Raw genomic sequence first — 18,640 nt, forward strand, 5'->3', positions numbered from 1 at the left:
GTGTCCACGAAAGGGACTACGCGAGGAACGGCGGCAGGGTTCGGTCGTCGTTCTCGGGGACCCAGCGGCCGTCCTGCCGCGTGTAGGTCCACTTCGGACCTTCGGTGACGAGGGTGCGCAACGCCGCCACCAAACGGTCGACGTGCTCGGCCGTCGTGCCGAGGCCGATCGACGCGCGCACGGCACGCTGCTCGTGCGATCCGACCTGCTTGACCAGGCGGCCCACGATCACGTGGGCGCAGAACGCCCCGTCACGCACGCCGATGCCGTACTCGGCGGACAGCGCCGCAGCGAGGAAGCCCGCGTCGAAACCGGAGACCGTGAAGCTCACGACCCCGACCTTGTCGGCGTCGCTCAGGATCTGCAGCTCGCGGAGGCCGGGGATCGCGTTCAGCCCGTTGCGCAGGCGCGTGAGCAGCTCCTGCTCGTGCGCGACCGTCTGTTCCCAGTGCCGCGACAGGATCTCGCACGCCGAGGCCAGCGCGTGCACGCCGACGACGTTCGGGCTGCCGGCCTCGTGCCGCTCGGGCACCGCGGACCAGGCCACGCCGAGGCGGTCGCCGTGGTCGGTCACCTTGGACGTGGCACCGCCGCCGACGAGGTACGGCTGGGCCTGCTGCAGCCAGTCCGCCCGGCCGACCAGGACGCCCGCGCCGAACGGCGCGTAGATCTTGTGGCCGGAGAACGCGATGTAGTCGACGCCCAGCTCACGGGCGTTGATCGGGCGGTGCGGGGCGAGCTGGGCCGCGTCGAGCGCGATGCGCGCGCCGTGGCGGCGGGCGACCTTCGCGAGCTCGGCGACCGGCCACAGCTCCCCCGTGACGTTGGACGCCCCGGTGACGATCACGAGCCGAGGGCCGACCGGGGCGGCGGCCAACGCCCGGTCCAGCGCGACAACTGCGGCGCCGGACGAAGACGGAGCGGGGATGCGCTGGACGTTGGGGCCCCTCCACGGCAGCAGCGCCGCGTGGTGCTCGCTGTCGAACAGCACGACGGCGGTGTTCTTGGGAACACTGCGCGCCAACAGGTTCAGCGAGTCCGTGGTGTTGCGGGTGAAGACGACGGTGTCGGAGGCGTGCGCGCCGACGAACTTGCGGATGCGGTCGCGGGCCTGCTCGTAGACGCGGGTCGAGACCTGCGAGGCGAAGCCGGCGCCGCGGTGCACGCTCGCGTACCAGGGCAGCAGCTCGTCGACGGCGTCGCGCACCTCCTGCAGACAGGGTGCAGACGCCGCGTGGTCGAGGTTGGCGTAGGTGACGCGCTCTCCGGTGACCAGCGGAACCCGCAGGTCGGCGCCGACGACAGCCGGAACGGCGGTGGTGGTGCTGCTGGGGGTGATCGCGAGCGTCATCGAGCTGCCTCCGAGGCCAGGGGCCTACCTGGAGGCCCGCGCTTGACCGGCGCCCCACGCGCCGGACCAGGTCCTCACCAAGGGCACCCCACCGCGGTTGGAGGGTTGCCGGCCAGCAAGCTTGGGCTTGACGCTGGCTCTCATGACCTGCCGACGACGTTAGCGGAGGGTGATCCTCCCGTCGACACCCGATTCACATGCTGAGAAGGGTCGGGAACCGATCAATCGCCGGTCTCGCCCTTCCACCGTGCGTAGCGACCGGCCCTGTCCACGGCACGAACGCGCCGCTCAGCGGCGTCGCGCACCTCTTCCGTGGTGACGATGAGCAACTGGTCGTCGGTCTGCAGCCGGGTCGTCGGTTGTGGCGTGAAACTCTTCCCGGACCGCACCACGAGGCTCACCGTGGCGCCGCTCGGCAGCCTCAGCTCGGACATGTAGACGCCGTGCAGCTTCGAGCCGCGCTGGATGTGCACCTGCAGCAGCTCGGCGCCGAGCTCGTCGAGCGGTGAGGCGTCGACCTGGACCTCCTGCACCTCACCCGCCTTCACCAGCCCGAGCCGCCGGGCGAGGAACGGCAGTGTCGTGCCCTGCACGATCGTCAGCACGATGACCAGCAGGAACACCACGTCGACCAGTTGCCGCGCGCCCTCGACGCCCTGGATCAGCGGGATCAGCGCGAACACGATCGGCACCGCTCCGCGCAGGCCCGACCAGGAGAGGAACGCCTGTTCGCGCCACGGCACCTTGAACGGCAACGAGGACAGCACCACCGACAGCGGCCGCGCGACGAACGTCAGCACGAGGCCCGCGACCAGCGCCGGGAACAGCACGTCGAGCAGCCGCGACGGCGAGGCGTAGAGGCCGAGGAGCACGAAGAGCCCGATCTGGGCGAGCCAGCCGAGACCTTCGGCGAACGAGAGGGTGTCGGCGCGGTGCGGCAGGCGGGCGTTGCCGAGGACCAGCGCGGCGACGTACGTGGCGAGGAAGCCGGACGCGTGCAGGAGGTCGCCTGCCGTGTAGGCGATCACGCACACCGCCACGGTGGCGAGCGGGTAGAGACCGGTGGAGGGCAACGCCGCGCGTCTCAGTCCTGCCCCGCCGAGGAAGCCGAGCAAGACGCCGATGAGCGCGCCCGCGCCGAGTTCGTAGACCACCAGCAGCGGCGCGGTCCACGAGATCCGGTCGGACGAGGCCAGCAGCACGACGGCGATGTAGACCGGCGCGTCGTTGAGACCGGACTCCAGTTCGAGCGCGCCCGTGAGCCGCGCCCCGACACCCAACGAGCGCAGGACGCTGAACACGGCGGCCGCGTCGGTGGACGACAGCACCGCGCCCCACAGCAACGCCATCCGCCAGTCGAGTCCGAGCAGGAAGTGCAACGCCGTTCCGGTCACCGCCACGCTGACCACAACGGCCACTGTGGACAGTGCGACGCCCAGCCACAGCGAGGGTTTCACCGCGTTCCAGCGCGTGGTGATGCCACCCTCGGTCAGGATCAGCACCAGGGCCGCGATGCCGAGCGACTGCGTCAGGTCGGCGTCGTCGAACTTGATGCCGAACACCGACTCACCGAGCAGCACGCCGATGCCGAGGTACAGCAGGAGCGAGGGCAGCCCGAGCCGGGTCGACACGCGCACCGCGATCACCGAGATCAGCAGCACGGCGGCGCCGATGCCCAGAACAACCGTGACGTCACCCACCTGGACCATTCTGGTTGATCACCATCGATTCCGACGAATCAGACGAGTTAACAACTCCCGCCGTTCGCCCCTAGCGGGCACATGCACGACGGAGCATGTTGATCAGTGGCTCAATCCCTCACCCTGCACGGAGTTGAACCATGAGGATCCTGATCGCGCTGGCGGCCGCCTTGATGGTGACCGGAAGCACAGCAGCACAAGCAGCGGCACCGGCCGCACTGGCGGCGCCCAACATCAACGTGGCGAACGTACAAGCCCACCTGAACCAGTTCCAGTCCATCGCGAACGCCAACAGCGGCAACCGCGCGCACGGACGACCGGGGTACCTGGCCTCGATCAACTGGGTCAAGAGCAAGCTCGACGCGGCCGGCTACACCACTCGCGTCCAGTCGTTCACCTCCAACGGCGCCACGGGGTACAACCTGATCGCGGACTACCCCGGAGGCGACGCGAACAACGTCGTGATGCTGGGCGGCCACCTCGACAGCGTCTCGGCGGGCCCCGGCATCAACGACAACGGCACCGGTTCGGCGTCGATCCTGGAGGTCGCCCTCCAGGTGAAGGCCACCGGTTTCCAGCCGACCAAGCACCTGCGGTTCGGCTGGTGGGGCGCGGAGGAGCTCGGCCTCGTCGGGTCGACCTACTACGTGAACTCCCTGTCGTCGACCGAGAAGTCGAAGATCAAGGCCTACCTGAACTTCGACATGACCGGCTCGCCGAACCCCGGCTACTTCGTCTACAGCTCGAGCGGCCAGCCCACCGGTTCGGCGGCGCTGACGCAGCGGCTGCAGGCGGGCTTCACCGCGCTGGGCGTGCAGACCGAGCTGACGAACGTCGGCGGCCGTTCCGACCACGCGGCGTTCGCCCGCGCGGGCATCCCGACCGGCGGCACGTTCACCGGCGCCGAGGGCATCAAGACCTCGGCCCAGGCGTCGAAGTGGGGCGGCACGGCCGGCCAGGCCTTCGACCGCTGCTACCACCGCTCGTGCGACACCACGGCGAACGTCAGCGCCACGGCGCTCGACCGCAACGCGGACGTGATCGCGTCGACGTTGTGGGCGACCGCGGCCTGACCGGTTCGCCGATCACTTCGCGGTGAGCACCCGCACGGCCTCGTCGAGCACCGGTTCGACGAGGCCGGGCAGGGTGACCCACATCTGCGCCTGGCCCAGGTAGAGGCTGAACGCGATCAACGCGCGCTGCCTCGCCTGGGCCTCGCCGAACCCGAGCTCGCCGAACAGCTCGGTCAGGTACGCCAGCCGCTTCTCGGTGACGCGCCGCAGAACCGGAGCGATCACCTCGTTGTCGGCTCCCGCCTGCAACGCCATCTCCACGGACCCCTTGCGCGTGCGGTCGAGCACCGTCGCGAAGAGCGTCCTGAGCTTGTCCTCCGGGGTCCGTTCGGACTCGACCAGCTCGATGACCTTCTCGGTGTGCTCCCGCTCCCACCGCTCGACCGTCGCCTCGAGCAACGCCTCGCGGTTGCGGAAGTGGTGGTAGACGCTGCCCTTCGTGGCACCGGCCGCGGCCGCCAGCGGCTCGACCGCCACCGCGTTCAGCCCGCCCTCGGCCAGCGCTCTCAGCGCCATCTCAGTCCAGTCGTCGCGATTCCGCCGCACCACGCTTCCATACGCTACCGTACGGTTCCAGGAACATACGGCAGCGTATGGAAGGGGATCCTCATGATCAAGAACGTCCACACCCGCGACCTCGGCGTGCCCGCGGGCCCGTTCGTCGAACGCATCCAGGAGCTGTGGCCGCCCGCCTGGGGCAGGCAGGAGTTCGACCGCCCGCTGGGGGTGGGCGCGGACGGCGGGCACGGCCCGATCCGGTACCGCTGCACGGAGTTCGTGCCCGGCGAGTCGATCACCTTCGAGTTCACGCGGCTGACCGGGTCGCACACGCTCTCGGCGTCGGGGAACGTGATCCGGCACGAGTTGATCGGCGACTTCGGCTTCGTGGACCGGATCCGGTGGGCGCTGGTGATCCGGTGGCTGCACGACGCGTGCCTGGAGGACCTGTTCGACGGCTTCGAGCGCGCGGCGGGCCGGGAACCGAAGTCCCCGGCCCGCTGGTCGTGGTACGTGCGCCAGGTGCGGCGCCTGTTCACGCCGAGGCGTCAGCCACAGCGCGCGTGACGCGGCTTGCCGTAGAAGCTCCCGTCTTGCTCCACGCCGTACACGTCACCGTTGTCCGCCAGGTCGGACGCCCACAGGCCGGGCGGGGTGTCGAGCTCGCCCGGCGCGCGCCACACCGCGTTGCGCGCGCCCTCTCCCTCGACCTGACCGAGGACGTGACCGGCGGCGTTCACGTCCAGCGGGTTGTGAAACTCCGGGAACGTGCGCACGATCTTCCCGTCCAGTCCCCACTCGACGACCGTCTTGGGCTGGTTCCAGTCCTGGTGCTCCGACTTGCCGAAGATCCGGCCGTCGCGGATGACCTCCACTTCTGCCGAGTAGTCCCCCGGCAGCGTCTCCAGCCGCGTCTGGTTCCCGTCGCGGTCCCAGACGTGGCTGAACCGCTGGTTGAGAGGCCCGTACTCCACGGCGACCACGTTGCCGGCGTCGTCGATGCCCTTGACGAAGCGGACGAGCCCGTTGCGGGTGTTCGGCAACTCCCTCGGCGTGGTCGATCCCGCCGGCCACACCAGCAGCGGGCCGTACATGCTCATGCGCCCGGAAAGACCGACGACATCACCCGCGTTGTTGATGTCCTGCGCCCACGGTTCCGACGTACCGGACGCCGGTTGCAGGGTCTCCCGGACACCGCCGCTGATCCGGTAGGCCCTGCCGAAGTCGTTGCTCATCAGGACACCGGAGTTGTTGACGTCCGCGTGCCCTGCCTCCTGCCGGACCAGACCGCCCACCGGCACCCCGTGGTGCCAGGCGAAGATCCCGTTCCGGAACTCGGAGTCGTCCCCCGCGCCGAGTACCCACTCACCGCTGTCGGACGCGGCGAGAACGTCCTTGACCGTGATCCCGGCCGGCACGGGCAGGTCCGTCGTGACCCACGAACACGCGGCGGCGGCGTGCGCGGCAGGCGAACCCACCACACACGCCGCCAGGAACGCCGTGCTCAACACCAGTCCTCTGACCTTCACCATTGCCCCCTCTCAGGCAACGGTGACGTTAGGGACGAGCGCTCACACATCGATCACGCCTTGCTGACGGTGACCTTCACCTTGGCGCCGTCGCCCACCGTGCCCTCGGACGTGCCCTCACCGAACACCACCGACGACGTCAGCGTCTCCGACTGCACGAACGGCAGGTGCGGCTCCACGGCGGCCTTCACCGCGTCCGGGAGCTCCAGCGTCAGCGTGATCCGGTCGGACACGTCGAGCTGGGCGTCCTTGCGGGCCTGCTGCACCACGCGCACCAGGTCGCGCGCGACGCCCTCGGCCTCGAGCTCCGGCGTCACCGCCGTGTCGACCACGACGACGCCGGCGCCACCGGGCAGCGCGGCCGTGGCGGCGGGATCCGTTGCCACCAGGCGCTGTTCGTACTCGCCCTCGAAGAGCTCGATGCCCGCGGCCACCACGCGACCGTCCACTTCGGACCAGTCGCCGGCCTTGACGGCCTTGATGACCTTCTGGACGTTCGGGCCGAGGCGCGGGCCGGCGGCGCGGGCGTTGACGACCAGCTGGAACTGCCCGTAGGCGTCGACGTCCGTGGACAGCGACACCTCCTTGACGTTGACCTCGTCGCGCACGATCTCGGCGAAGTCCTCCAGCGTCCCGGCCACCGGGGAGGCGACCGTCAGGCGCGCCAGCGGGAGTCGCACGCGCAGCTTGTTCGCCTTGCGCAGCGACAACGCCGTCGAGCAGACGTCGCGCACCTCGTCCATCGCCGCCACCAGCGCGTCGTCCGCCGGCACGTCCGCCACCGACGGGAAGTCCGTCAGGTGCACGGAACGGCCACCGGTCAGACCGCGCCACACGACCTCGGTCGTGTACGGCAGCAACGGCGCCGCTACGCGCGTCACGACCTCCAGCACGGTGTGCAGGGTGTCGATCGCGTCCTGGTCACCGTCCCAGAACCGCTGCCGCGACCGCCGCACGTACCAGTTCGTCAGCACCTCCAGGTACTCGCGCACCAGCTGGCACGCACCGGAGATGTCGTAGACGTCCATCGCCGCCTGGACGTCGCGGACCAGGTCGTGGGTCTTCGCCAGCGCGTACCGGTCGAGCACGTTCTTCGAGTCGACGCGCCACGTGCCCTCCTTGCCCGCGGCGTTGGAGTACAGCGCGAGGAAGTACCAGGAGTTCCACAGCGGCAGCACGGCCTGGCGCACCGCGTCGCGGATGCCCCGCTCGGTCACGACCAGGTCGCCGCCGCGCAGGATCGGCGACGCCATGAGGAACCAGCGCATGGCGTCGGAGCCGTCGCGGTCGAAGACCTCGTTGACGTCCGGGTAGTTCTTGAGCGACTTGGACATCTTCTGGCCGTCGTCACCGAGCACGATCCCGTGCGCCACGCAGTCGCGGAACGCGGGCCGGTCGAACAACGCCGTCGCGAGCACGTGCAGCGTGTAGAACCAGCCGCGCGTCTGCCCGTTGTACTCGACGATGAAGTTGCCCGGGTAGTGGTCCTCGAACCAGTCCGCGTTCTCGAACGGGTAGTGCACCTGCGCGAACGACATCGAGCCCGACTCGAACCAGCAGTCGAGCACGTCCGGGATCCGGCGCATGACCGACTTCCCGGACGGGTCGTCCGGGTTCGGCCGCGTGAGCTCGTCGATGAACGGCCGGTGCAGGTTGTCCGGGCGCACGCCGAAGTCGCGTTCCAGCTCGTCCAGCGACCCGTACACGTCCGTGCGCGGGAACTCGGGGTTGTCCGAGACCCACACGGGCAGCGGCGAGCCCCAGTACCGGTTGCGCGAGATGTTCCAGTCGCGCGCGTTCTCGAGCCACTTGCCGAACTGGCCGTCCTTGATGTGGCCGGGCACCCAGTTGATCTGCTGGTTGAGCTCGACCATCCGGTCCTTGAACTGCGTGACCGCGACGAACCACGCCGACAGCGCGCGCTGGATGAGCGGGTTCGCACACCGCCAGCAGTGCGGGTACGGGTGGTCGTAGGTCTCGTGGCGCAGCAGCAGGCCCGCTTCCTTGAGGTCGCGGATGATCAGCTTGTTCGCCTCGAAGACGTGCACGCCCTGGTACGGCGCCACTTCCGCGGTGAACTTGCCGTCCGGGCCGACCGGCACGACGACCTCGATGCCCGCCGCGTCCGTCACGACCTTGTCGTCCTCACCGAACGCCGGTGCGATGTGGACGATGCCCGTGCCGTCGTCGGTGGTCACGTAGTCGGCGGCCAGCACCTGGTGCGCGTTGGTGCGGCCCACGAAGAAGTCGAACGGCGGCAGGTACTTCTTGCCGACCAGGTCCGATCCCTTGTAGCGGGCGACGACCTCGGGCTCCTCGCCCAGCTCGCGCGCGTACGCCGCGACGCGGGCCTCGGCGAGCAGGTACCTGTCGCCGTCGGAGCCCACGACCGTCACGTAGTCGACGTCCGGGTGCACGGCGGCGGCCAGGTTGCTCGGCAGCGTCCACGGCGTGGTCGTCCAGACCAGGGCCTTCTCGCCGGACTCGAGACGCAGCGCCACCGTGACGGCCGGGTCCTGCCGGTCGCGGTAGGCGTCGTCCATCTTGGTCTCGGTGTTGGACAGCGGCGTCTGGCAACGCCAGCAGTACCAGAGCACCCGGAAGCCCTCGTAGATCAAGCCCTTGTCCCACAAGGCCTTGAACGCCCACATGACGCTTTCCATGTAGTCGAGGTCGAGCGTCTTGTAGTCGTTGTCGAAGTCGACCCAGCGCGCCTGGCGCGTCACGTAGTCGCGCCACTGGTCCGTGTACTGCAACACGGACGTGCGGCACGCCTCGTTGAACTTCTCGATGCCGAGCTCGTCGATCTCGTGCTTCTGCGTGATGCCGAGCTGCTTCTCCGCCTCGTACTCGGCGGGCATGCCGTGCGTGTCCCAGCCGAACCGGCGCTCGACGTGCTTGCCGCGCATCGTCTGGTAGCGCGGCACGACGTCCTTGACGTAGCCGGTCAGCAGGTGCCCGTAGTGCGGCAGGCCGTTGGCGAACGGGGGGCCGTCGTAGAAGACGAACTCGTTGTCACCGTTCTCGCCCGCCGGGTTGCGGTCGATGCTCGCCTGGAAGGTCTCGTCGTCCTTCCAGTACCCGAGCACGTCCTGCTCGAGGTTCGGAAAGGACGGCTGCGCCGGGACCTCGTTCGCTCCGGCCCTGGGGTAGGCCATCTCCACTGCTCCTCGCGGTCAGATGTGACACGCGAGGACGACACGCCGATGTGGCTCGGCGGGCCGCGGTACCACCCCGCTTGCTCACCTCGGGGGTGAGCCTCTCGTTCTTCGGCTGTGACGGGCCGGTCCCGTCCGGTTCTACTGAGGCGCTCGCGCCCGTTCTTCCGGAGGCTCCCCGGTGATGGCCGGATCGGTGCCTGTGGTTACAGGGTACGGGGGCGCGCAAACCGTATGCTCGCCGGATGACGTTGACCATCGCGTTGTCGATCGTGCTGGCCCTGCTCTTCGTCGCGACGGGCGCGGGCAAGCTGTTCGGGGCGAAGGCGTCACTGGAGGCCCGCGACCACTTCCGGATGAACCCGGCGCTGTGGCGCACCATCGGCGCGCTGGAGTGGGCGGGCGCGGCGGGCCTGGTGGTCGGTCTGGTCACGTGGGAGTGGGTGGCGCACGCCGCCACGGTCGGGCTCGGGCTGCTGATGGTCGGCGCCACGGTCACGCGGTTGCGCTACGACTCGAAGCCGACCGGCGTGGTCCTCGACCTCGTGCTGCTGGCGTTGCTGAGCACGCTGCTGTTCCTGGACCGCTGAGGCCCTGCGTAGATCTACTCATGGCGCGTGCGGCGTCACCTTCGCCAGACTCCTCGGCAGGGTGATCGGGGGATCACCCACTTCCTTGGGGGAAAGATGATCCGAGCTGTGCTGACCGCGTCCGCCTTGCTGCTCGCCACCGCCACACCGGCCTCGGCCGCCACCGGCTACCTCGTCTGGGACTCGGACCCGCAGGCGCATCCCACCCAGGGCCGCTCCGGCAACTGGACCCCACCGGAGCTGTTCTCCGTCCGCGAGGACCCGGAGGAGGGCAACCTGATCCGGATCAAGGGCGAGTCCGCCGACGGGTGGGAGTACCTCATGATCGAGCTCTCCCGTCACGACGGTCAGCGCATCACCGAGGGCGACTTCACCGACCAGCGGGTCCTGGTCGTCAACCACGGCCTGGGTTGGTACGACGACGGCGCCGAGTTCGCCGTCGAGCACATCGCCTACGACGACGAGGGCGTGATCTCGGAGTTCGACGGTTCCGTCGAGCACCACTACCGGGACGAACCCGACAGCACGTTCCGCGCGAAGATCAGTTACCGGCGCTGACCCCGGGAGGGGTCGTCGTGGTCCGCCTGCGGACCACGACCACGCCGGCCACCACCAGCACGAGCAGCACGACGCCGGTGATCGGCGCCTTCCAGCGCTCGACGAACGTCGGCGGGGGCGCGACCTCGCGGACGAAGGCCCGCACCTCGTCCCTCATGGCCGGGTCCTCGATCAGCTCGGTTCCCGCGGCCTCGCCCGGCACGATCCGCAGCCGGGCGTCCTGAACAGCACCGGCCACCTGACGTGCATCATCGGCCATCAGCGTTCTGCCCTCGCCGAACTCCTGGATGTCGATTACGTCGTCCTGTGCGGCAGCGACGAACGACGGTACGCGGGCGGCCCTGAGGCCCGCCGCCGCGTCGAGTTCGGTGCCGATGATCGCGCCCGCGTACGGGGAGAGCAGGACCACGCCCTTCAGACCCGCGATCTTCTCCGCCGTCGCCGCGACCGCGGTGGCGGAGGAACCGGCACCGCCGGCCACCACCGAGGTGACGCCGAGACGGCCGAGTTCGAGGGAAGCGGCTCTCAGGTCCAGGTCGTACCGGTACGTGCCGGTCGGGATCGGGCCGGAGCGCGACTGGTAGAGCAGCACCCGGTAGCCGTCGTCCACGAGCTCCCACGCCAGCGGGAACCACGCGCAGACGGACTCGACCGCGCCGGGGGCGAGCAGCACACCCCTCGTCCCGCTGCCCAGGACCAGACCGTGCAGCACGACGTGGTCCTCGGTCCGGAAGCTGATCGCGCCGTTGCGCATGTCAGCGGGAACACAGCTGTCGAGTCCTCTGTCCGGCTGGGCGGTCGCCGGGGCGGCGCCTGCCAGGACGAGAGCGGCGACGAGCACCACGCGCAGCAACGACCTCAGTGACATGAGTCGTTCTTAGCGCGTGATCGCTCCGCCGGTCCGCGAAATGCGGTAGTCCACGTCACGTGGCGCGACTCCTGCGCACGAGCACCGCATCGGGGGTGCACACAGCGCAGGGCGTGAACTGCAACTGCCGTGCCTCCTGCACCGGGAGACCCAGCGTGGGCCTCCCGGCGAGCCAGGAACACGAGCTCAGGTGGTAGCGGGGCCGTTCGTCCAGCACCCGCACCTCGTCCACCAGATCAGCCACGACGAGCAGGTCCGCCGCGTCGGTGTCCTCTTCCGGTGGTTCCTCGTCAGCGGGCGGCGTGTCGGCTGTCGCCGGCTCGTCCACCCGTTGATCATCATCTCGAGCTAGTTGATCTACACTCTGCGCGTCGGCTGCGGGGTCCCCCGGTCGCCTCCGCCACCAGTCCCATGTGAGGACCAGGGCGGCGAGCACACTCGCGCCCACGGACGACCACGCCCAGATCGTGTTGGACGTGGTCAGCGCAGGCACGAGCAGCCCGAGGGCAGCCAGCACCAGAAGTAGAACTACGAAGAGCACCTAGCGAACAGTAGTTCAGCCCGCTTCGGCGCGTGCGCCGAACGAGTAGCCCTGGGAACGGCCCTCGGACGGAGCGGCGGGGCCGCGGTCCTGGAGGTCGCGCAGGGACGACTCGAGCATGGTCTTCAGTCGCGTGCGGTACTCGCGCTCGAACGTCTGCAGCTTGTCGATCTGCTTCTCGAGCGTGTTCTTCTCCTGGGTGATGTTGCCCATCACCTCAGCGTGCTTGCGCTGCGCGTCACGGTCCAGCGCGGTGGCCTTCTCACGGGCCTGCCGCTCCAGCGTCTCGGAACGCGTCCGCGCGTCGTTGAGCATGGTCTCGGCACGCGTGCGCGCCTCGTTGACCATCGTGTCGGCCTTGGCGCGAGCCTCGGACAACAGCTGCTCGGACTTCGTGCGGGCCTCGGACAGCATGCCGTCCGCCTCGGCCTTGGCCTCGCCGGTCAGCCGGTCCGCCATCTCCTGGGCGAGACCCAGGACCTTCGCGGCCTGCACGTGGTGGTCTCCGCCACCACCGGGGGACGTCTGCTCCATCACCGTGGGCGGCGGGACCGGCGCCAGGCGGCGCGGCTCCTCCACCGGCATACGGCTCGTCATGGGGCCGGAAGAAGCCTTCGCACGCGCGTCGTCGAGGTCTGCACGCGCGGTCTCGAGCTGCTGGTCGAGCTGCTCGACCTGCTGACGGAGGTCGTTGTTCTCCTCGATCAAGCGGGCCAGTTCGCCCTCAACCAGGTCGAGGAACGCGTCCACCTCGTCCTCGTTGTAGCCCCGCTTGCCAATCGGCGGCTTGCTGAATGCAACATTGTGCACATCAGCGGGGGTCAACGGCATCGGATCACCTCTCGCACTCCTGGGCTGCGGTCATCCCACGGTTCCCCGTCACCTGGGATCTGCGAATCGCATCAGAATGATAACGACCAGCCACAGCACAATAATCGATAGGTCCAGCCCGACGCCTCCGATCCGCACGGTCGGGATCACCCGACGCAGTGCACGAACCGGTGGGTCGGTGACCGTGTAGACGGTCTCTAGCGTCACGGCTACGCCGCCCGCCGGGCGCCACTCCCTCGCGAACGTCCGCACCATCTCGACCACGACACGCGCGGTCAGGAACAGGGAGAACGCGAACAGGACGTAGAAGATGACGAGGAGGATGGGGTCCACGGGTCAACTCTAACCGTGGTTGGAGAACCCACCCTCCGCCAGCTTCCGCCGGTCCTCCGCCGTGACGTCAACGTTCGGCGGTGAGAGAAGGAACACCCTGCTGGTGATCTTGTCCATGGACCCGCGCAGAGCGAACGCGAGGCCGGCCGAGAAGTCGACGAGACGCTTCGCGTCCGCGTCGTCCATGTCGGTCAGGTTCAAGATCACCGGCGTGCCGTCCCGGTAGTGCTCCCCGATCGTGCGCGCCTCGCTGTAGTTACGGGGGTGAAGCGTGGTGATGCGCGCCAACGGGTTGCCTGCCGGCTCGGCGGCGACCGGACGCAGCCTGCTCACGGGCTCGCGCTGCGGCTCGACCGCGAGTGCGCCGTGCACGGGTGCATCGGCACTCCAGCGCCGCGTGCTCGAGGGGCTGCCCCCGCGCCGCGACTCCGGCTCGTAGTCGTCCGACTCGTCGATGTCGGGCCGGTACCCGGAGCCCTGGAGCTCCGACCGGCCCGGTGTGAACACGCGGCTGCGCCGCGGATACGGGTCGTAGTCGTCGGCCTCGGCCGCGTACTCGGACCGGTAGTCGCCGTAGCGACCTCGGTCGTCGTCGTAGCCGGGGTCGTCTGCGTACTCGGCGGGGACCATCCCGAAGTAGGCCTTCAGCTTGTGCAAAGCGCTCATTCCAGCCCCTCCTCGGCGGTTCCCCACTCTTAGGGACGGTGCGGACGGTCCCGAGGTTCCCGACAACCTATGGCGAGGTTAGTCGCCGGTTGCCGAGCAACGCCGTTCCGACACGCACACAGGTCGATCCGTGCGAGATGGCATCTTCCAGGTCACCACTCATTCCCGCTGACACTCCGATGGCAGTGGGATGATCATCACGTAGGCGAGATACCACCGAAACCAACGCCTGAAACGCCTGCGATGGCTTCATCGTCCGGGGCGCGACAGTCATCGCACCTCGCAGAATAAGATCACCCGAACGAGTGATCACGCCAGCCAGTTCCCCGACGTCCGGAATCGCGACCCCACCCCGCGACGTGTCCCCGTCGATGCTGACCTGCAGCAACACGTCGAGCTTCTTGCCCTGGGCGTGCGCCGCCTTCGCCAGCGCCTCGGCCAGCCGGACGCTGTCCACGGAGTCGACCTGATCGGCCCACCCGACGACGGATTTCGCTTTGTTGCGCTGCAACCGCCCGACCATGTGCCACCTCGCGTCCGCGAGATGTCTCAATTGGCCGACCTTCTCACTCGCCTCCTGATCGCGGTTCTCCGCGAAGTGGCGGAGACCGAGCTCATAAAGGATCTCCACATCGCTCGCGGGCCAGGTTTTCGTCACCGCGAGCAACATCACTTCATCCCGCGACCGCCCCGCCACCTCACACGCTTTGGCGATGCGCTCCTCGACCTCCGCGAGGTTCTCCCGCAACTCCTGCGCGCGGTTCACGGCTCAATCCAGACAACGGACGCAAGCCGCCCGGTAGGAGCCTGCCGCCGATGGCTGAACAGGTCCTTCTCCTCGAACGTGCACCGCGGGTCGACCCCGATCTTCCCGACCCCGGCACTGGCCAACTGGTTCCACAACCCGGCCCGAAGGTCCAGCGCAGGCGTCCCCTTCCGCGACTTGGACGCACTGCCAGGCAGGTGCTTCTCCACGTCTTTCTGCATGTCAGCGGGCACCTCGTAGCACTCACCACACACAGCGGGCCCCAACAGCACCTCGATGCGCTCGAGCTCGGCCCCCAACGCCATCATCGCCTTGAGCGCCTCGACCACCACTCCGACCCGAGCCCCGACACGCCCGGCGTGCACAGCCCCGACAACGCCAGCCTCTTCGTCACCGAGCAACACGGGCACGCAGTCGGCCGTCAACACGACAAGCCCGAGATTCTGCTGTTTCGTCACAACGGCATCAGTGGCCTCAAGCGCCTCGGCAACCGGCCCGTCCACCGTGGCGACGGTCCGCCCGTGCACCTGCTCCATCCAGACCAACCGGTCGGGCGCAAGCCCGATCCCCCGAGCGAGCCGAGCCCGGTTGGCCTCGACCGCCTCGAGGTCGTCCCCGACGTGGTCGCCGAGGTTGAACGACTCGTAGGGACCCTTGGACACGCCACCGGCGCGGGTGCTGACAACACGACGAATGCGCACGGCTACACCCTAGTTCGCACGCCTCCACGCGCCGCGCGCCCACCGGCGGGGCAGGAGGCAGGCGGGTCGAGGGGTGCGAGGGCCACGGCGGGCAAGTCGAGGGTGCGAGGCCGAAAGCGGGCGAGCCGCCGGGTGCGAGGCCGAAGACCGACGGCAAGGGCTGAGGGGGTGCGAGGGCCGAGGCAGGCGGGGTCGTCAGGGGTGAGGTCCAGGCCGGAGACGGGCTGGGGGTGCGACGCCAAAGGCGAGCCGCATGACCGGGTGCGAAGCCGCAGGCGAGACGTGCGATCGGTGCGACGCCGAAGGCGAGCCGTCCTGAGCAAAGAGGTACCGGCGGTGGGGTCCCATCACGAGTCGCGCCACAGCACTTGCTGCACCTGAGGGGTGGGGTCAAGTCGACACGCTTTTCGTCGACTTGACCCCACCCCTCAGGTGTGGCCCGCTCTTGGTGCGACTTGGGATGGGACCCCACCGCCACCGCAACTCACAACTCAACCGGCAGCCGCTCTGAGCAACAGGCGTGCCATCAGCCTGCTCCCAGCGCTGGCCCCCATCTCAGATTGCCGGGGTCTGGGGCAGAGCCCCAGGGGAAGCACGCAACAGCAACAGGCCGCACGCAACCCCAACCACCGAACAAATCAGGCACACAGAAAAGACCCCCTGAGCCAGCAGCCCAGGGGGTCCCTCAAAAGCTCACCGCCGCATGAACGGCGGAACATCCACCTCATCGTCAGGATCGTCCGTGACCGGCACAGGCCGGGAAGGCAAAGACCCGTTGGGCGACGACAACGACCGAGGTACAGAGGGCACGTACCCGTTCCCCTGAACCGGCGAAGGCTGAGGCGGCACGCTGGTAGGCGGCTGCACAGGCGGCGCCTGCCGAACCTCGGGCTGAACAGGCTGCTGAACCTGCTGAACGGGCTGCACAGGCTGAACCGGCTGCTGGACCGGCGCCTGCTGAACCGGCTGAGCCACCGGAGCATGCGTGGGCGCAGCCGAAGCTGAAGCGATCGGCCCGCTGGCCGTCCGGGGCGGCGACGACAACGCCGTCGGCTCCAGCTTCTTGTGCGTGGGTCCGCCTCCATCGAATCCGGCCGCGATCACCGTGACCCTGACCTCGTCACCGAGGGAGTCGTCGATGACCGTACCGAAGATGATGTTGGCGTCCGGGTGCGCCGCTTCCTGGACCAGCGAGGCGGACTCGTTGATCTCGAAGAGGCCCAGGTCGGAGCCGCCGGCGATCGACAGCAGCACGCCGTGCGCGCCCTCCATCGAGGCCTCGAGCAGGGGCGAGTTGATCGCCTTCTGCGCGGCCTGGACCGCTCTTCCCTCGCCTCGGGCCGAGCCGATGCCCATCAACGCGGAGCCCGCGCCGGACATGACCGACTTGACGTCGGCGAAGTCCAGGTTGATCAGACCGGGGGTCGTGATCAGGTCGGTGATGCCCTGGACACCGGAGAGGAGCACCTCGTCCGCGGACCGGAAGGCGTCCATCAGGCTCACGCCGATGTCGCCGAGCTGCAGCAGCCGGTCGTTGGGGATGACGATGAGCGTGTCGCACTCGTTGCGCAGGGCCTGGATGCCGTCCTCGGCCTGCTTGGCGCGGCGCTTGCCCTCGAACGAGAACGGGCGCGTCACCACACCGATGGTCAGTGCGCCGAGCTTGCGGGCGATCGAGGCCACGACCGGCGCGCCGCCGGTGCCCGTGCCGCCGCCTTCACCGGCGGTCACGAAGACCATGTCGGCCCCCTTGAGGACCTCCTCGATCTCCTCGCGGTGGTCTTCGGCGGCCTTGTGCCCGACCTCCGGGTTCGCGCCGGCGCCGAGGCCGCGCGTCAGCTCACGGCCGATGTCGAGCTTGACGTCGGCATCCGACATCAGCAAGGCCTGTGCGTCGGTGTTCACCGCGATGAACTCGACGCCCTTGAGCCCGACCTCGATCATGCGGTTGACGGCGTTGACACCGCCACCACCGATGCCGACGACCTTGATCACCGCGAGGTAGTTGTGCGGGGGCGTCATCGGATCCGCCTTCCTGATCGTGGTCCGTGCTGTGGTGGGTGTGATGCACCCGGATTGAAACTCTCAACCTCTCCTCGAGGCTCAGAGTTATGTCAACCCCATATGTTCCTGCTGGACGGTAAGCACCGGCGGCACGTCGGTCCAGCAGCCACGCCGTAGGGTCCCAACACTGTGCGCTACTACTCCCCGGTCGTGCCGTCAAGTAGTTGCGCACGGCCCTGAGGACGACGCACCACAAGCCTAGTCGGACGCCGAATCAGAGATCGTCTCGCCCATGCCTTCTTCAGTTGCACACCGTTTCGAGCGACCGGTGGCAAGGTCGGCGGATGGGGATGAGGATGCTGGGCGTCGCGCTGGCCGCGATCGCTCTGGGGGCAGCGGTGGTGGCGCCGGCGAGCGCCGCGGGCGGCAACGACGTGGTCGAGATCAGGAGCACGGCCCACGGGCAGTGCCTGCAGGCCGGGGAGGAGCTGCACGGCAGAGCGCTGATCGTCGCCTGCGACGGCGAAGCGGACCAGCGGTGGGAGGCCGTCCCGGTGGACGGGGGCACCCACCTGCTGCGCAACCTCGGCAACAGATCGTGCCTGAGCGCGGAGTTCACCACCTACTACTGCGACGCCCAGGCGGTCCACGAGTTCACCTCGTTCGTGCCGGACACGTCCGGGTCGGTGCGTGTGAAGCTCGGCGAAGGAGAGCAGTACCTCACGGTCTTCACCTGGCAGAGCGGTGAGCGCGAGGCGATGGTCCAAGGCCTGCGCGACAGCGACGAGCAGCGGTGGCAGGTGCGCACCGTCGGGACGGCGGCACCGCTACCGGACACCTCCGGCCAGGTCGTGCGACTCCGTGCGGTCGAGCACGACACCTACGGCTGCATCAGCCTGACGGGCGGAACCAAGGTCACGACGGCACCGTGCGCCGACACTCCGGAGCAGAGGTTCCAGCGGATCGAGCTCGCGGACGGCCGGACGGCGTTGCGCAGCGTCGTCACCGACAAGTGCGTCGCCCCGCGGCAGGACCAGTCGACGGGGCTCGCCGCCGTGCTGGACTGCGCAACTGACGACGTCCGCCAGCACTGGTCGTTCGAGCGGACCGGGACCGGTGCGGTGCTCATCAGGCAGTCCACCGGCGACAGGGTGATCACGCCCAGCGTCGGCTGGTTGCTGCTGCTCCCCCGGCAGTACGACCCCTGGCAGCACTGGGACCTCCTGCCTGCCTAGCCGACAACCGCACGAGCGCCTTGATACTTCCTTCGGGTGACAACGATCGATCCGGCTAATACCGCCGGTGGGCCTCCGATGAACACGGCAGTCGTTCATCAACTTGGAGGCACGTCTTGGCATCCGCACCCGCGTCCGTGCGTTCGCTCTTCGTCGAAGCGATCGTGTTGGAACTCGTCACGAGCAGGCTGGGCAGCCTGCTCGTGCGGGTCGCGTCGACGCGGCCACGCGGCACAGC

Annotated in this window: 18 protein-coding genes and 1 riboswitch; of the genes, 5 read left to right on the forward strand and 13 right to left on the reverse strand. The window is 68.8% G+C overall.

Features of this window, described 5'->3' with window-relative positions; translation table 11 throughout:
- Positions 1-16 precede the first annotated feature (16 nt).
- Both BMY74_RS17560 and BMY74_RS17565 read right to left on the reverse strand, forming a co-directional pair.
- Positions 17-1,351, reverse strand: coding sequence for an aminotransferase class V-fold PLP-dependent enzyme (locus BMY74_RS17560; RefSeq protein WP_089917252.1), 1,335 nt, complete (start codon positions 1,349-1,351; stop codon positions 17-19).
- 33 nt (positions 1,352-1,384) lie between these two features.
- Positions 1,385-1,499: riboswitch (SAM riboswitch) on the reverse strand.
- Between the two features lie 73 nt (positions 1,500-1,572).
- Complete coding sequence (locus tag BMY74_RS17565; RefSeq protein WP_089917693.1) at positions 1,573-3,051, reverse strand: potassium/proton antiporter; 1,479 nt, start codon at positions 3,049-3,051, stop codon at positions 1,573-1,575.
- Between the two features lie 140 nt (positions 3,052-3,191).
- Here BMY74_RS17565 and BMY74_RS17570 point away from each other — a divergent pair, with 140 nt between their 5' ends.
- Positions 3,192-4,124, forward strand: coding sequence for a M28 family metallopeptidase (locus BMY74_RS17570; RefSeq protein ID WP_089917254.1), 933 nt, complete (start codon positions 3,192-3,194; stop codon positions 4,122-4,124).
- Between the two features lie 12 nt (positions 4,125-4,136).
- On the opposite strand, the gene BMY74_RS17575 is transcribed toward BMY74_RS17570, so the two are convergent.
- On the reverse strand, positions 4,137-4,673 hold the full coding sequence (locus tag BMY74_RS17575; protein ID WP_245786197.1) for a TetR/AcrR family transcriptional regulator: 537 nt from the start codon (positions 4,671-4,673) through the stop codon (positions 4,137-4,139).
- Positions 4,674-4,733: 60 nt separating this feature from the next.
- Between BMY74_RS17575 and BMY74_RS17580 the strand changes: the two genes are divergently transcribed.
- A complete protein-coding gene (locus BMY74_RS17580; protein WP_089917257.1) occupies positions 4,734-5,189 on the forward strand; it encodes a hypothetical protein in 456 nt (151 codons plus the stop codon).
- Here BMY74_RS17580 and BMY74_RS17585 read toward each other — a convergent pair.
- Both BMY74_RS17585 and ileS read right to left on the reverse strand, forming a co-directional pair.
- The gene (locus BMY74_RS17585; protein ID WP_089917259.1) at positions 5,171-6,154 is read right to left on the reverse strand and encodes a hypothetical protein; all 984 of its coding nucleotides are present in this window, start codon (positions 6,152-6,154) and stop codon (positions 5,171-5,173) included. The two genes, BMY74_RS17580 and BMY74_RS17585, sit on opposite strands and share 19 nt — an antisense overlap.
- A 50-nt stretch (positions 6,155-6,204) precedes the next feature.
- Entirely contained in the window at positions 6,205-9,309 is a 3,105-nt protein-coding gene (gene ileS, locus BMY74_RS17590; RefSeq protein ID WP_089917695.1) for an isoleucine--tRNA ligase, read from the reverse strand.
- A 245-nt stretch (positions 9,310-9,554) separates the two neighbouring features.
- Between ileS and BMY74_RS17595 the strand changes: the two genes are divergently transcribed.
- Both BMY74_RS17595 and BMY74_RS17600 read left to right on the forward strand, forming a co-directional pair.
- Positions 9,555-9,899 carry a DoxX family protein gene (locus BMY74_RS17595; RefSeq protein ID WP_089917260.1) on the forward strand — a complete coding sequence of 115 codons (345 nt, stop codon included), beginning with the start codon at positions 9,555-9,557 and terminating at the stop codon, positions 9,897-9,899.
- Between the two features lie 108 nt (positions 9,900-10,007).
- Entirely contained in the window at positions 10,008-10,457 is a 450-nt protein-coding gene (locus tag BMY74_RS17600; RefSeq protein ID WP_089917261.1) for a hypothetical protein, read from the forward strand.
- Here the strand turns inward: BMY74_RS17600 and BMY74_RS17605 are convergent.
- The 8 genes from BMY74_RS17605 to ftsZ form a co-directional block, all read right to left on the reverse strand.
- On the reverse strand, positions 10,441-11,325 hold the full coding sequence (locus tag BMY74_RS17605; RefSeq protein WP_089917263.1) for an alpha/beta fold hydrolase: 885 nt from the start codon (positions 11,323-11,325) through the stop codon (positions 10,441-10,443). The two genes, BMY74_RS17600 and BMY74_RS17605, sit on opposite strands and share 17 nt — an antisense overlap.
- A gap of 55 nt (positions 11,326-11,380) precedes the next feature.
- Complete coding sequence (locus BMY74_RS17610; protein WP_089917264.1) at positions 11,381-11,866, reverse strand: hypothetical protein; 486 nt, start codon at positions 11,864-11,866, stop codon at positions 11,381-11,383.
- Between the two features lie 15 nt (positions 11,867-11,881).
- A complete protein-coding gene (wag31, locus tag BMY74_RS17615) occupies positions 11,882-12,697 on the reverse strand; it encodes a DivIVA-like cell division protein Wag31 (protein WP_089917266.1) in 816 nt (271 codons plus the stop codon).
- Between the two features lie 48 nt (positions 12,698-12,745).
- A complete protein-coding gene (locus BMY74_RS17620) occupies positions 12,746-13,021 on the reverse strand; it encodes a YggT family protein (protein WP_089917696.1) in 276 nt (91 codons plus the stop codon).
- A gap of 18 nt (positions 13,022-13,039) precedes the next feature.
- Positions 13,040-13,696, reverse strand: a complete 657-nt coding sequence (locus BMY74_RS17625; RefSeq protein ID WP_089917268.1) for a cell division protein SepF — start codon at positions 13,694-13,696, stop codon at positions 13,040-13,042.
- A gap of 67 nt (positions 13,697-13,763) precedes the next feature.
- Entirely contained in the window at positions 13,764-14,462 is a 699-nt protein-coding gene (locus BMY74_RS17630; RefSeq protein ID WP_089917269.1) for a YggS family pyridoxal phosphate-dependent enzyme, read from the reverse strand.
- Positions 14,459-15,163 carry a peptidoglycan editing factor PgeF gene (gene pgeF / locus BMY74_RS17635; RefSeq protein WP_089917271.1) on the reverse strand — a complete coding sequence of 235 codons (705 nt, stop codon included), beginning with the start codon at positions 15,161-15,163 and terminating at the stop codon, positions 14,459-14,461. Before pgeF ends, BMY74_RS17630 begins: the two co-directional genes overlap by 4 nt.
- Before the next feature lie 693 nt (positions 15,164-15,856).
- Positions 15,857-17,185, reverse strand: coding sequence for a cell division protein FtsZ (gene ftsZ / locus BMY74_RS17640; protein ID WP_089917273.1), 1,329 nt, complete (start codon positions 17,183-17,185; stop codon positions 15,857-15,859).
- Between the two features lie 326 nt (positions 17,186-17,511).
- Between ftsZ and BMY74_RS17645 the strand changes: the two genes are divergently transcribed.
- Positions 17,512-18,402: an RICIN domain-containing protein gene (locus BMY74_RS17645; RefSeq protein WP_143091600.1), complete on the forward strand. Its 891-nt coding sequence runs from the start codon at positions 17,512-17,514 to the stop codon at positions 18,400-18,402.
- Positions 18,403-18,640: the final 238 nt, after the last annotated feature.

Origin of the sequence: Lentzea albida (genome assembly GCF_900111005.1) — a bacterium.
GTDB classification, from domain to species: Bacteria; Actinomycetota; Actinomycetes; order Mycobacteriales; family Pseudonocardiaceae; genus Lentzea; species Lentzea albida.